This window comes from Tenacibaculum insulae, assembly GCF_964512435.1.
Classification (GTDB): domain Bacteria; phylum Bacteroidota; class Bacteroidia; order Flavobacteriales; family Flavobacteriaceae; genus Polaribacter; species Polaribacter insulae_A.
Map to the genome: position 1 here is coordinate 1,700,441 of NZ_OZ208512.1, position 13,040 is coordinate 1,713,480.

General features: G+C 31.1%; 14 protein-coding genes and 2 tRNA genes. 3 read left to right on the forward strand and 13 right to left on the reverse strand.

Going from position 1 to position 13,040, the window contains the following annotated elements; all coding sequences use genetic code 11:
* Window positions 1-4: 4 nt before the first annotated feature.
* The 10 genes from dtd to trxA all read right to left on the reverse strand — a co-directional run bounded on the left by dtd (window position 5) and on the right by trxA (window position 7,389).
* Window positions 5-457: a D-aminoacyl-tRNA deacylase gene (gene dtd, locus ACN5J5_RS07855; RefSeq protein ID WP_418644379.1), complete on the reverse strand. Its 453-nt coding sequence runs from the start codon at window positions 455-457 to the stop codon at window positions 5-7.
* On the reverse strand, window positions 458-1,423 hold the full coding sequence (gene rsgA / locus ACN5J5_RS07860; RefSeq protein WP_418644380.1) for a ribosome small subunit-dependent GTPase A: 966 nt from the start codon (window positions 1,421-1,423) through the stop codon (window positions 458-460).
* A 61-nt stretch (window positions 1,424-1,484) separates the two neighbouring features.
* Window positions 1,485-2,567, reverse strand: a complete 1,083-nt coding sequence (locus tag ACN5J5_RS07865) for a chorismate mutase (protein WP_418644381.1) — start codon at window positions 2,565-2,567, stop codon at window positions 1,485-1,487.
* An 84-nt stretch (window positions 2,568-2,651) separates the two neighbouring features.
* The gene (locus ACN5J5_RS07870; RefSeq protein WP_418644382.1) at window positions 2,652-3,500 is read right to left on the reverse strand and encodes a prephenate dehydrogenase; all 849 of its coding nucleotides are present in this window, start codon (window positions 3,498-3,500) and stop codon (window positions 2,652-2,654) included.
* A 60-nt stretch (window positions 3,501-3,560) separates the two neighbouring features.
* Window positions 3,561-4,703, reverse strand: a complete 1,143-nt coding sequence (locus ACN5J5_RS07875) for a pyridoxal phosphate-dependent aminotransferase (RefSeq protein ID WP_418644383.1) — start codon at window positions 4,701-4,703, stop codon at window positions 3,561-3,563.
* Window positions 4,700-5,527, reverse strand: a complete 828-nt coding sequence (locus ACN5J5_RS07880; RefSeq protein WP_418644384.1) for a prephenate dehydratase — start codon at window positions 5,525-5,527, stop codon at window positions 4,700-4,702. Before ACN5J5_RS07880 ends, ACN5J5_RS07875 begins: the two co-directional genes overlap by 4 nt.
* Before the next feature lie 311 nt (window positions 5,528-5,838).
* Window positions 5,839-5,912: transfer RNA gene (locus ACN5J5_RS07885), tRNA-Asp, on the reverse strand.
* Window positions 5,913-5,951: 39 nt separating this feature from the next.
* Window positions 5,952-6,025, reverse strand: a tRNA-Asp gene (locus ACN5J5_RS07890).
* 51 nt (window positions 6,026-6,076) lie between these two features.
* Entirely contained in the window at window positions 6,077-7,000 is a 924-nt protein-coding gene (locus ACN5J5_RS07895; RefSeq protein WP_418644385.1) for a DUF58 domain-containing protein, read from the reverse strand.
* Between the two features lie 71 nt (window positions 7,001-7,071).
* Window positions 7,072-7,389, reverse strand: coding sequence for a thioredoxin (gene trxA, locus ACN5J5_RS07900; RefSeq protein ID WP_068703073.1), 318 nt, complete (start codon window positions 7,387-7,389; stop codon window positions 7,072-7,074).
* 315 nt (window positions 7,390-7,704) lie between these two features.
* Here trxA and metK point away from each other — a divergent pair, with 315 nt between their 5' ends.
* Window positions 7,705-8,961, forward strand: a complete 1,257-nt coding sequence (metK, locus tag ACN5J5_RS07905) for a methionine adenosyltransferase (protein ID WP_418644386.1) — start codon at window positions 7,705-7,707, stop codon at window positions 8,959-8,961.
* Between the two features lie 62 nt (window positions 8,962-9,023).
* Here the strand turns inward: metK and sppA are convergent, their stop codons facing one another.
* Together sppA and ACN5J5_RS07915 are read right to left on the reverse strand one after the other, a co-directional pair.
* A complete protein-coding gene (gene sppA / locus ACN5J5_RS07910) occupies window positions 9,024-10,769 on the reverse strand; it encodes a signal peptide peptidase SppA (protein ID WP_418644387.1) in 1,746 nt (581 codons plus the stop codon).
* A 52-nt stretch (window positions 10,770-10,821) separates the two neighbouring features.
* A complete protein-coding gene (locus tag ACN5J5_RS07915) occupies window positions 10,822-11,229 on the reverse strand; it encodes a DUF6146 family protein (protein ID WP_418644388.1) in 408 nt (135 codons plus the stop codon).
* A gap of 98 nt (window positions 11,230-11,327) precedes the next feature.
* Here ACN5J5_RS07915 and ACN5J5_RS07920 point away from each other — a divergent pair, with 98 nt between their 5' ends.
* Complete coding sequence (locus tag ACN5J5_RS07920; protein WP_418644389.1) at window positions 11,328-11,888, forward strand: DNA-3-methyladenine glycosylase I; 561 nt, start codon at window positions 11,328-11,330, stop codon at window positions 11,886-11,888.
* Window positions 11,889-11,890: 2 nt separating this feature from the next.
* Window positions 11,891-12,811, forward strand: coding sequence for an ion channel (locus ACN5J5_RS07925; protein ID WP_418644390.1), 921 nt, complete (start codon window positions 11,891-11,893; stop codon window positions 12,809-12,811).
* Here ACN5J5_RS07925 and ACN5J5_RS07930 read toward each other — a convergent pair.
* On the reverse strand, window positions 12,808-13,023 hold the full coding sequence (locus ACN5J5_RS07930; RefSeq protein WP_418644391.1) for a hypothetical protein: 216 nt from the start codon (window positions 13,021-13,023) through the stop codon (window positions 12,808-12,810). The genes ACN5J5_RS07925 and ACN5J5_RS07930 overlap by 4 nt on opposite strands.
* Window positions 13,024-13,040: the final 17 nt, after the last annotated feature.

Sequence of the window (13,040 nt, forward strand, 5' to 3'; positions counted from 1 at the left end):
AAAATTATACTTTATTTTTAGAGTCAATAACAATAGTTACCGGTCCATCGTTTAAAAGTGCTACTTTCATATCGGCACCAAATTTACCTGTTTGTACTTTTTTGCCTAAGTCTTTTTCAAACTGATAAACAAATTCCTCGTACAAAGGAATTGCTATATCAGGTTTTGCAGCTTTAATATAGCTAGGTCTGTTTCCTTTTTTTGTAGCCGCTTGTAAAGTAAATTGACTTACGATAATTGCATCGCCTTTGCTATCAATTAACGATTTATTCATCACATTATCTTCATCATTAAAAATACGAAGATTGTTAATTTTTTTAGACAACCATTCAATATCTTCTTTCGTGTCATCGTTTGTAATACCAATTAAAACAAGCATTCCGTTTTTAATATCGGCAACTTTTTCTTGATCAATTGTAACACTTGCTTCTGAAACTCTTTGAATAACGGCCTTCATTTATTCTTGGTCTTTTTCCCAAACATCTGTTCGGTAATGTTCTTCTTCGCCTTCTAAAATTTGCAAATAACTCTTATAACGAGACCACGAAACAGCATCTTCTTCTAAAGCATCTTTTACGGCGCATTTTGGCTCGTTTATATGAATGCAATTATTGAATTTACAGTCTTGTTTTAAGGCAAAAAACTCTGGAAAATAATCTCCTAATTCTTCTTTATCAATATCAACAACACCAAATCCTTTAATTCCTGGTGTGTCAATTATTCTTGCATCTTGCTGATTTTTTAAATTCAGATCAAACATTTCGGCAAAAGTAGTGGTATGTTTTCCTTGATTGTGTTGGTCGGAAATTTCTTTTGTTTTTAAGTTTAAATTCGCATCAATAGCATTTACTAAAGTTGTTTTTCCAACTCCTGAATGCCCTACAAACATTGATGTTTTGTTAAGCATTATTTCTTTTACACGATCAATATTGGTGTTTTCTTTAGCTGATACTTCTATGCATCTATAACCAATGGCTTCATAAATATCTTTTAAATATAAAATTTCGGCACGTTGTTCTAATTCGTACGAGTCAATTTTATTAAAAACCAAAATAGTGTCAATTCGGTAAGCTCTTGTTGATACTAAAAAACGATCTATAAAAGTGGTAAAAGTAGGCGGATTATTAATGGTGATTAATAAAAAAACCTGATCTATATTTGCAGCAATAATATGCGTTTGCTTAGATAGATTTACAGATTTACGAACAATAAAGTTTTCTCGTTCATGAATATTGATAATCACACCGGTTTCTTCGTTGTTTTTAGTTTCAAGATCAAAATCTACCTTGTCGCCAACAGCAATCGGATTGGTGCTTTTAATACCTTTTAAGCGAAATTTTCCTTTAATACGGCATTTGTATAAACCATTTTCAGACTTTACCCAATACCAACTTCCTGTAGATTTATATACCGTTCCTGTCATGTTGCAAAGATGAGAAATTTTTAAAAAACAATTCCCGCTTTTGCGGGAATTAGAATTTTGTTTATCCTTTAATAATTTTTTCTTGATGATTGATAGATTCTTGGTGAATTGCTTTAAACATTTTTAAAACAAATTCTTCACTTAAACCTCTACTTTCTCCTTCTAAAATCATTTTGCCTAAAATTTCATTCCAACGTCTTGATTGTAAAACTGCCACGTTTTTATCTTTCTTTAAAAAACCTATTTTATCAGCCACTTTCATTCTTTTACCCATCATTTCAATAAGTTGTTCGTCAACTATATTTATTTGAGCTCTTAAATTTTCTAAAGGCTCACGGTAAGTAGAGTCTGTTTCTGTCGCTTTTCTAATTCTTAAATCTTCCGTTATTTTTACCAAAGCATCTGGCGTAACTTGTTGTGCTGCGTCACTCCAAGCATTGTCAGGATCAAAATGCGTTTCAATCATCAATCCGTCAAAATTTAAATCTAAAGCAGTTTGAGAAACATCAAAAATCATCTCTCTATTTCCTGTAATATGCGACGGATCGCAAATTAAAGGTAAGTCAGGAAATCTGTTTTGAAACTCAATAGCCAATTGCCATTCAGGAATGTTTCTGTATTTTGATTTTTCGTAAGTAGAAAAACCTCTGTGAATTGCTCCTAAATTTTTAATTCCTGCAGTATATAATCTTTCAATTCCTCCTAGCCATAATGCTAAATCAGGATTTACAGGGTTTTTAACCAGTACAATTTTATCGGTTCCTTGTAAAGCATCGGCAATTTCTTGCATAATAAATGGCGATACTGTAGATCGTGCTCCAATCCATAATAAATCAACATCATGCTCTAAAGCTAATTTTACATGCGCAGCATTTGCTACCTCTGTACAGGTTTTCATACCTGTTTCTTCTTTTACTTTTTGCAACCACTTTAAACCTAAAGCTCCAACACCTTCAAAATTACCAGGTCTGGTTCTTGGTTTCCAAATTCCTGCACGAAAATAATTAGTATCCGTATTTTTTAATTGGTGTGCAATTTTTAAAACCTGTTCTTCGGTTTCAGCACTACAAGGTCCTGCTATTACTAATGGATGTGACAATTTCATGTCGTTTAACCATGTTCTTAATTCTTTAGTGTTTTCCATTTTAATAATTATTAGTGCTGTTTTTAGTGTTTTTAATTAAATGTAATTGTTTAAAAAGCTTTAAAATTACAGCTGTTTTTGGTTTTATTTTATACCGTTTAGTATGTTTTTTATATGATTTGTGTTTTCCATTTCATGATGAATTTTAGTAAAATCATCCTGTAACATTAATTCTTTAAATTGTTGTAAATTAGTAATGTATTCATCTAAAGTTTCAATAACATTATTTTTGTTTTGTTTAAAAATAGGCGCCCACATTGCTGGCGAACTTTTGGCTAAACGTACTGTTGAAGCAAAACCTGAGCCAGCCATATCAAAAATATCGCGTTCATTTTTTTCTTTTTCAATAACCGTTTTTCCTAGCATAAAAGAACTGATGTGTGATAAGTGCGATACATATGCAATGTGTTTATCGTGCGATTTAGCATCCATATAACGAATTCGCATTCCTAGTTTTGCAAATATTTCTAAAGCCTTTTCTTGTAGTTTAAAAGCTGTTTTTTCTACTTCACAAATAATGTTTGTTTTTTGTTTAAATAAACCTTCATGTGCGGCTGTTGGTCCAGAAAATTCGGTTCCTGCAATAGGGTGTGTTGCTAAAAAATTTCTTCGCTTCGGATGATTTTTAATAGCGTTACAAATGTTTTCTTTTGTCGATCCAGCATCAATCACTAAGCAAGTGTCAGAAATTAAATCTAATACTTTTGGTAATATTTTTATTTGTACATCAACAGGAATAGAAAGAATAACAATACTTGCTTTTTCTAGTTCGTTAAATGTAGCTTTTTGATGTATTACACCAATTTCTAACGCTTTTTCTAAATGATTTTCGCTGGTGTCAATCCCGTAAACAACGGCTTTGTTATATTCTCTTTGAATATCTAAAGCCATGCTTCCGCCAATTAAACCAACACCGATTATAAATACGTTCATTTCTTATTTTTTTGTCTAATTTTTTTGATGTGATTCTGAAAATAAATTCAGATTCATAATTTAAATTCGACTGATTGCTTCTTTAATTGTTTCTTTAGATACGCATAACGAAAATCGGATGTATCCTTCTCCTTGAGAGCCAAAAATGGTTCCGGGAGCAATAAAAATATCATTTTCGTATAAAACTTTATCTGTAATTTCTTCGGATGATTTTCCTTCCGGAATTTTAGCCCACACAAATAATCCTGTTGAGTTTTTAGTATAAGTACAATTTAGTTTGTCTGCAAGTTGAAAAACTAGATTTCTGCGTTCCTCATAAATTTTATTTTGTGCTAAAAACCAATTGTCAGACAAGTGTAAGGCTTCAATGGCACCTTTTTGAATTCCGTAAAACATACCAGAATCCATATTGCTTTTTACTTTTAAAACTTGATTAATATAAGTGGGATTTCCTAAAACCATACCTACACGCCAACCCGCCATGTTAAAAGTTTTACTTAGTGAATTTAGTTCTAAAGCAACCTCTTTTGCATCTTCTGTTTCTAAAATACTTATAGGATTATCATTTAAAATAAAGCTATATGGATTGTCGTTTACAATTAAAATATGATGTTTTTTACCAAAAGAAACTAGTTTTTTAAAAGTTTCTTTTAACGCATTAGTCCCAGTTGGCATGTGCGGATAATTTACCCACATAATTTTTACATCAGTTAAATCTAATTTTTCTAATTCATCAAAATTAGGTTGCCAATGATGACTTTCATCTAAATTGTAAAAAAGAGGAGTTGCCCCAACTAATTTTGTAACCGAAGTGTAAGTTGGGTATCCTGGATTTGGAATTAAAACCTTATCGCCTTCATTTAAAAAGGCCATAGAAATATGCATAATTCCTTCTTTACTTCCCATTAAAGGTAGTATTTCGTTATCTGGATTTACGGCAACTTTAAATTTTTGCTGATAAAATTTAGAAATAGCATTTCTTAACTCAGGCAAACCTTGGTAACTTTGGTATTTATGGGCAGTTACATCGTTAAAACTTTGTTGAATCGCATTGATAACATTGGTTGGAGGTAACAAATCTGGGCTACCAATACCTATGTTTATAATAGCTTTTCCGTTTGCATTTAATTCTCTTACTTCTCGTAATTTTTTAGAGAAGTAGTATTCCTGTACGGTTGCTAATCTATTTGCAGGTTTTATCATTTTCTTCCGTTTTTGTAAGCTCCTAATACTTTAAATTCTTCGGCCATTATTTTTACTATAGCTATTGCTTTTTCGTAGTTTTTGTATTCATTAAAAGTAACATCAACAAAGAATGAATATTTCCAAGGTGCTTCTATTACTGGCAATGATTGTATTTTGGTTAAATTCATTTTACAATCACTTAAAACATTAAGTATGGTAGCTAAACTGCCTCTTTTATGATCTAATTCAAATTTTAAAGAAGCTTTATTTATTTGGTCAATTCCGTTATTGGGTTTGTTGGTTTGTACAATTACAAATCGTGTTGCATTATCTTTCATGGTTTGAATGTCGTCTTCAATAACATTTAAATTAAAGATTTCTGCGGCAATTTTTGGCGCAATGGCAGCAATTCCTTTTAAATTGTTTTTAGCAATTCTTTTTGCAACTTCAGCAGTATCAACATCTTCTACTAATTTTATATGCGGATGTTTTTTAAAAAACTCTTTGCATTGCAATAAAGCCATTGGGTGTGAACAAACTTCTTTAATGTCTTCAATTTTTTGATTAGGGAGCGCCATTAAATGGTGATGGATGTTTAAATATTGCTCGCCAACTATGTGTAAATTGTTTTTATCAATTAGTGCGTAGTTGGGAATTATAGATCCAGCAATTGTGTTTTCTAAGGCCATAATACCAATGCCAGCATTTTTATTAAGTAGGTTGTCTACCAAAAAATCAAAAGACATGCACTCTTTTAATTGTATGGTATTACCGTAAAAATCGCGAGCTACTTTATGGTGATTAGAACCTTCTGCTCCTTGAATTGCTATAATTTGTTTCATTTTTAATCAAAAAAAAAGCCTCGATACATCGAGACTTTATAATTTATATTTGTTAGTTAACAATATGGTACAAAGTCTCAGCTCTTATTAAAAAAATAAAAGTAAAAATAGAAACCTTGCCAAATGTTTTGTAATGTCATTGTATTTGTTCTTGTTGTACGAGACAAATCTAGAAATTAAATTGTCATAAACAAATTTAATTTACTTAAAAAGTAAAATCTTTAGATAGACATACTTTTAAAATCTACTAACAACGTAAGTGAAGCTATATAAAACAAAAAAAGCTTCTCAAATAAATGAGAAGCTTTTCGCGGTCTGGACGGGACTCGAACCCGCGACCCCCTGCGTGACAGGCAGGTATTCTAACCAGCTGAACTACCAGACCGTTGCTTGTAGCAATAATTTGTTTACTTAGAGAAATTTGCGGTCTGGACGGGACTCGAACCCGCGACCCCCTGCGTGACAGGCAGGTATTCTAACCAGCTGAACTACCAGACCGTTGCTCTAAGCGGATGCAAATATATAACCTTTTTTTAAATAAAAAAGATATTAATTGTATTTTTTTTGTCTGCTGATAAGATATGCGGTAAGTATTTTGTCGTAACCTTCATTTATATCAACAGCTATGTAATCTATCTTGTATTGTAAGCATTTGTTTTTTAGGTTATTGAAAAAAGAGTTGCTTAGTTTTGTGTATTCTTTTTGAATGTTTTCGGCATGTAAATTTATTTCTTCTCCAGTTTCGACATCTACAAATTTTTTAGGACTGTTATCAAAATCAAAAGAAAGCTCTGTTTTTTTATCATAAGTATGAAATAAAATAACTTCGTGCTTGTTAAATTTTAAGTGTCTTAATGCGTCAAAAAGTGCTGCTTCGTTTTTTGTTGTTTGAAACATATCCGTAAATAAGAAGATTAACGAGCGGCGATGAATGTTTTCGGCTATTTCGTGTAAATATTGATAGGTTTCTGTAGCTGATTTAGAGTTTGCAGTAAATAAGCTTTCTAGCTGATTTAATAACATTTTACGATGACGTTCACTTCCTTTTTCGGGAGCGTAGTATTCGTAAGTATCAGAATAAATACTTAAACCTACAGCATCTCTTTGTTTTTTTAGAATTTCCATCAATGAAGCAGCTGCTATTGCCGAAAAGCCAATTTTATTTAAGTGATTAATTGATTGGTTTTTAATAATAGGGTAATGCATTGATGCTGAATTGTCGATAATTAAATGACAACGTAAATTGGTTTCTTCTTCGTATTTTTTGATGTATAATTTTTCGGTTTTAGCAAATAATTTCCAGTCTATATGGCGTGTGCTTTCTCCTTTATTATACAGTTTGTGTTCTGAAAATTCGACAGAAAAACCATGAAACGGACTTTTATGTATTCCTGTAATAAAGCCTTCAACAACTTGTTTGGCTAATAATTCGAGGTTTTTTATTTCAGAAGAAGTGTTGTTTAAATTAATCATACACTTCGAAAATAAAAAAAGGTTTAGCGTTAGCCAAACCTTTTGTAAGATATATTATGTAGTTACTTTTTTTATAAAGCAGCATCAATTTTATCAGTATATGCTTTTTTAGGAGCTGCACCAACTTGTTTATCTACAACTTCACCGTTTTTAAACACTAAAACAGTAGGAATGTTTCTTACCCCATATTTAGCAGCAAATTCTTGGTTGTTATCTACATCAACTTTACCAACAACTGCTTTTCCTTCATATTCAGTATGAATTTCATCTACAATAGGTCCAACCATTCTACAAGGTCCACACCATGCTGCCCAAAAATCAACTAATACTGGTTTGTCTGATTTTAATACTACTTCTTCGAAGTTTGCATCTGTAATTTCTAATGCCATTTTGTTATGTTTTAATTAAGTTAATGTCTTATTTGTATAGTACAAAAGTAATCAAATATTTTACCAATCCAATTTTACAAAAATTACTTTTTATTATCATAGTATCAATACTTTCTATTTCCTTGTAAGTTTGTTTTTATGTGAGTAAAATTATTGATAACTTTGCAGCATAATTTTTTGAGGAAAAATTTGACTGATTGCAACCTCTTTGAACACAAGTTCATAAATAAAATGCTAAAGCAGTAATAATCTACTCCTTTACGCGACCAAGCAATCCAAGTTTTTTCTTTTAGTTAATTTTTAAAAAGAATTTTTATGTCATATTTATTTACCTCAGAAAGTGTTTCTGAAGGACATCCAGATAAAGTAGCAGATCAAATTTCAGATGCTTTAATAGATAATTTTTTAGCTTTTGATAAAGAATCGAAAGTAGCTTGTGAAACTTTGGTAACTACGGGTCAAGTTGTATTGGCGGGTGAAGTAAAATCTAAAACCTATTTAGATGTTCAAAAAATTGCACGGGATGTAATTAATAAAATAGGATACACCAAAAGCGAGTATATGTTTGATGGTAGTTCTTGTGGAGTTTTTTCTGCAATTCATGAACAATCACCAGATATTAATCAAGGTGTTGTAAGAGCAAATCCAGAAGATCAAGGAGCTGGAGACCAAGGAATGATGTTTGGTTACGCTACTGATGAAACGGAAAACTACATGCCTTTAGCGTTGGAGTTGTCACATCGTTTATTAATTGAGTTAGCCGAGTTACGTAGAGAAAATAAAGATATTACGTATTTACGACCAGATGCTAAATCGCAAGTAACGATTGAATATTCTGACGATAATGTTCCGCAACGAATAGATGCAATTGTTATTTCTACACAACATGATGATTTTGATAAAAATGATGATGTAATGTTAGCGAAAATCAAAAAAGACATTGTTGAGATTTTAATACCTAGAGTAGTTGCTAAATTACCAACGCATATTCAAAAATTATTTACAGATGGTATTACGTATCACATAAATCCAACTGGAGTTTTTGTAATTGGTGGACCACATGGAGATACTGGATTAACAGGACGTAAAATTATTGTTGATACATACGGAGGAAAAGGGGCACACGGTGGTGGCGCGTTTTCAGGAAAAGATCCATCAAAAGTAGATCGTTCTGGAGCTTATGCCACGCGTCATATTGCTAAGAATTTAGTAGCAGCAGGTTTGTGTAAAGAAGTTTTAGTACAAGTATCGTACGCTATTGGTGTTGCAAAACCAACGAGTATTAATGTGGAAACGTATGGAACGGCAACAATTGATAAAACAGACGGAGAAATTAGTAAAATAGTAGAAACTATTTTTGATATGCGTCCGTACTTTATAGAAAAACGTTTAAAACTAAGAACGCCTATTTATTCTGAAACTGCTGCTTACGGGCATATGGGAAGAAAATCAGAAAAGAAAACAGTTACTTTTTCTAACCCAATGGGTGAAACAGTTTCTCAAGAAGTAGAAACTTTTACTTGGGAAAAATTAGATTATGTAGATCAGATAAAAGAAAGTTTCGGATTGTAAGATAATTGGAAATTTAAGATAATAAAAAAAGCCTTGACAATGTCAAGGCTTTTTTTATTATCTTATTTTATTTGAAGAAGAAAAGGCATTCTGGCTTGAATTCCTTTTAACTTTTTCATTTGATTAATGTTATTGTATAATTGGTAATTCTCATCGCCTAAAGCCTCTTTTAAAATATCTTCTTTAGATACTTTTGCAAAAGGAGAAAGATTAAAAGAATCTTTTAATTCGGTATTGTAATTAGGGTAATTGCGTACTTTATAAGTATCAACTTTAGCTAATTCAGCAGCAATTACAATAGCATCATTTAAATTACCTAATTTATCTACCAATCCTTTTTTAATAGCTTCTTTACCAGACCAAACTCTACCTTGTGCCACATCGTTTACTTGCTCAAAAGTCATGTTACGTCCTGCCGCAACACGATTTACAAAAGTAGTATATGTTTGTTCAACACCTTCTTTGGTTACTTCGTAAAACCTCTTATCCATCGGTTCAAAAACACTATAATTAGGGCTGTTGTTTGTGGCTACTTGTTCAGCATTAATTCCTATTTTACCAGCTAATTCGTTAAAGTTAGGAATTGCTCCAAAAACACCAATAGATCCAGTAATAGTTGTTGGTTCTGCAATAATTTTATCAGCATTACAAGCAATATAATAACCACCAGATGCAGCTACGTCTCCCATAGAAACCACTAAAGGTTTTACTTTTTTAGTTAGCTCTAATTCGCGCCAAATAAGCTCAGAAGCCAAGGCGCTACCTCCTGGGGAGTTAACACGTAAAACAATTGCCTTTACGTTTTTATCTTTTCTAGCCTTACGTAATGCTTTGTTTATAATTCCTTGCCCAATAATATTTTCATTTCCTTCGGCATACATTATTTCTCCTTGTGCATAAATAACAGCAATTTTGTTTTTTGCTGTTGAAGAAATATGTCCTTTTCCTGATTTTATATAATCTTGTAAAGAAATTGTGTTTACTTTTTTATCGGTATGTAAAGCTAATTTTTCTTTGTATTCATCTTCGTAAATAATTGCATCAATTAGTTTGTTTTCTTTAGCAATTGTTGCGTTTCTACCATTTGCGTTATCAGCAATTAAATTTAATTGTTGAGTTGTTATATTTCTGCTATCGCTAATTTCTGTTGTAATTTCAGACCAAATAGATTTTAAAAACGAAGTTGTTTGTTCTCTGTTAGCTTCGCTCATTTTATTTGCTAAATAAGGTTCTACAGCACTTTTGTATTTTCCGTGACGAATTACTTCCATTTTTACGCCATATTTATCTTCAAAATCTTTGTAATATAAAATTTCGGTTGATAAACCTTTAAAATCAATAGCACCAACAGGATTTAAAAATACGCTATCGGCAACAGAACTTAAATAATAGTTTTTTTGCGAATACACATCGTTATAGGCGTATACAAATTTTCCGCTTTCTTTAAAGTTTTTAATTTTATTTCTGATGGCTTGCGTTTGCGAAACTCCTGCGTTTACTGCAGTTGTTTTAATGCTAATTCCTTTAATATTAGCATCATTTTTTGCGTTTTCAATAGCGTTAATTATTTTGTTTAAAGCTAATTTTTCATCGGTTAATTCTAAAGCTTCTAAAATAGGATTGTCATCTTTAGGAGCGTAATCTTTTACAGTTGTAGTTAAATCTAACTCTAAAACGGAGTTTGGTTTTACAGTAACTTCTTCTTCAGAGCCAATGACAGAAGCAATAGCGATAAAAAATAAAAAGATTAAAAAAGTGGCGATAAAAAAGCCAAGAATTGAGGCAAGTAAATTTCGTAAAAATTTCATATTATACTGTTAATTTACGACAAATATACAGTTTTACATGAAGCTTAAAGTGTTAACGTAAAACCATTTTATACTTACGTTGTGCAAATTCAAAATAATTAAAAAGTTTATAGTTTACATCATATCCATAATTCGTATGCGGATCGTAATTAATGTTATTTTCGTATATATTACTGTTGTAATAAGCAGCATTATTAACTCTCGAATTCCATACAGGAACATATTGTCTATTCTTGTTTTCTAGGTAAAACTGAGAATGATAGCCTACTGGTTTTGCAATGGTATTTAGGTAATTTGTAAAGCCAATATCAAAAATTATAATTTCATATTCTAAACTATCATTTTTAATAACAACAGGCTCTTCAGTAGTTTTTAAATTATTTTTTAATGATGATGTGCCGCAAGCGTAAATAACACTTGTAAGGATGATAAAAAACGAGAAATACTTTAAAACTTTCATGTCCGTAAAAATTAGTATCTATAAAGTTGCAAAAAATATTTTGTTTTTCATTGATTTTTAACTTGTTTAACAGTAGTTTTCAGTTTTAAAAAGTAAAAATGAAGAAAAGATGTTTTTGGGTAAGTAACGATCCGTTGTATGTTGCGTATCACGACAAAGAATGGGGCGTTCCGGTTTATAATGATAAAGAATTGTTTGAGTTTTTGATTTTAGAAACCTTTCAGGCAGGTTTAAGTTGGATAACTATTTTAAAGAAAAGAGAAAATTTTAGAAAAGCATTTGATAATTTCGATTATAAAAAAATAGCAAATTATAAGGAAGATAAGTTTGATGAATTACTTAAAGATGCAGGTATTATAAGAAATAAATTAAAAATAAAATCGGCAATTTTAAACGCGCAACTTTTTATGGAAATTCAAGAAGAATTTGGTTCTTTTTCGAAATATATATGGAGTTTTGTAAATGAAAAACCAATAAAAAATGTGTTTGCTAAACGAGAAGAGGTCCCGGCTACGACAGTTTTGTCAGATACGATATCAAAAGCGTTAAAAAAACGAGGATTTAAGTTTGTCGGTTCCACCGTAATATATGCTTACATGCAAGCAATAGGTATGGTTAACGATCATACAACCGATTGTTTTAAATACAACGAAATTTAAAAATGGCAAAAAAAATAAAAGATCCAGGTTTTGGTTATAATTCTCAAGAAAAAGTAAGAGGACTTATTAATAAAGACGGTACTTCTAACGTAAAACATGTAAATAAAAGTTTTAATCTAGACGATTTGTACACTTATTTTGTTGAAATGTCTTGGGCTAAGTTTTTTTTACTCGTTTTTTTAGGATATACGATGTTAAATATCTTTTTTGGGTTGTTGTATACATTAATAGGTATCGAGCAAATAACTCCTTCGAAAGGTGATTTTTTAAGCGATTTATTAAACGGATTTTTCTTTAGCTCGCAAACATTAACAACAGTTGGTTATGGCGGTATTGCACCTAAAGGAGTGGCAGCAAACATAATTGCAGCTTTTGAAGCAATGTTGGGTTTACTGTCTTTTTCGTTTATAACAGGGTTGTTATATGGTCGGTTTTCAAAAGCCAAAGCAGCCATCCGCTTTAGCGAAAATTTAATATTACGCGATTTTAAAGAACATAAAGCTTTAATGTTTAGGTTGATGAATAACCGGAAAACCGTAATGATTGAGCCTGAAATTAAAGTTACACTGGTTTTAAATGAAGAGAATAGCGAAGGGAAATATCAAAGAGAATTTTATCAATTAAAACTAGAAAGAGATCAAATAATGTATTTGCCAACTATTTGGACAGTGGTGCATGAAATTGATGAAAAAAGTCCGTTGTTTAAATATTCAAAACAAGAAATTGAAACAATGGATGCTCAGGTGTATATTTTACTAAAATATTACGAAGAATCTTTTGGGCAACATGTATATCAAGCAACATCTTATCGTTTTTCTAATTTAAAAATAGATATGAAATACACGCCTTCTTCTAGTTTTGATGAAGACGGATTTACTATTTTAAATCACGAAAAATTAAGCGAGCTAGAAAAAATGAACTAGCCTTTAATTAAAAACTTTGATAAAAATAATAAGGCAATAACAGTTACAATTCCTATTGCTACATAGGTGGCAGCATTTTTATAATGTTTGGTGTTATTGTTGGCGTCTTTTTTATAGCTATAAATCATTAAAGCGATAAAAGCAACAACAAATAAACTGGCAAAAACAATTCTGCCTGAGGTAAACATTTTAGCAGCGATAAGAGTAAACATAAAATTGTATTTTTAGC

Coding starts and splice junctions, on each gene's coding strand:
- dtd (WP_418644379.1), bottom strand. CDS start 457: ATGAAGGCCGTTATTCAAAGAGTTTCAGAAGCAAGTGTTACAATTGAT.
- rsgA (WP_418644380.1), bottom strand. CDS start 1,423: ATGACAGGAACGGTATATAAATCTACAGGAAGTTGGTATTGGGTAAAG.
- ACN5J5_RS07865 (WP_418644381.1), bottom strand. CDS start 2,567: ATGGAAAACACTAAAGAATTAAGAACATGGTTAAACGACATGAAATTG.
- ACN5J5_RS07870 (WP_418644382.1), bottom strand. CDS start 3,500: ATGAACGTATTTATAATCGGTGTTGGTTTAATTGGCGGAAGCATGGCT.
- ACN5J5_RS07875 (WP_418644383.1), bottom strand. CDS start 4,703: ATGATAAAACCTGCAAATAGATTAGCAACCGTACAGGAATACTACTTC.
- ACN5J5_RS07880 (WP_418644384.1), bottom strand. CDS start 5,527: ATGAAACAAATTATAGCAATTCAAGGAGCAGAAGGTTCTAATCACCAT.
- ACN5J5_RS07895 (WP_418644385.1), bottom strand. CDS start 7,000: ATGATTAATTTAAACAACACTTCTTCTGAAATAAAAAACCTCGAATTA.
- trxA (WP_068703073.1), bottom strand. CDS start 7,389: ATGGCATTAGAAATTACAGATGCAAACTTCGAAGAAGTAGTATTAAAA.
- metK (WP_418644386.1), top strand. CDS start 7,705: ATGTCATATTTATTTACCTCAGAAAGTGTTTCTGAAGGACATCCAGAT.
- sppA (WP_418644387.1), bottom strand. CDS start 10,769: ATGAAATTTTTACGAAATTTACTTGCCTCAATTCTTGGCTTTTTTATC.
- ACN5J5_RS07915 (WP_418644388.1), bottom strand. CDS start 11,229: ATGAAAGTTTTAAAGTATTTCTCGTTTTTTATCATCCTTACAAGTGTT.
- ACN5J5_RS07920 (WP_418644389.1), top strand. CDS start 11,328: ATGAAGAAAAGATGTTTTTGGGTAAGTAACGATCCGTTGTATGTTGCG.
- ACN5J5_RS07925 (WP_418644390.1), top strand. CDS start 11,891: ATGGCAAAAAAAATAAAAGATCCAGGTTTTGGTTATAATTCTCAAGAA.
- ACN5J5_RS07930 (WP_418644391.1), bottom strand. CDS start 13,023: ATGTTTACTCTTATCGCTGCTAAAATGTTTACCTCAGGCAGAATTGTT.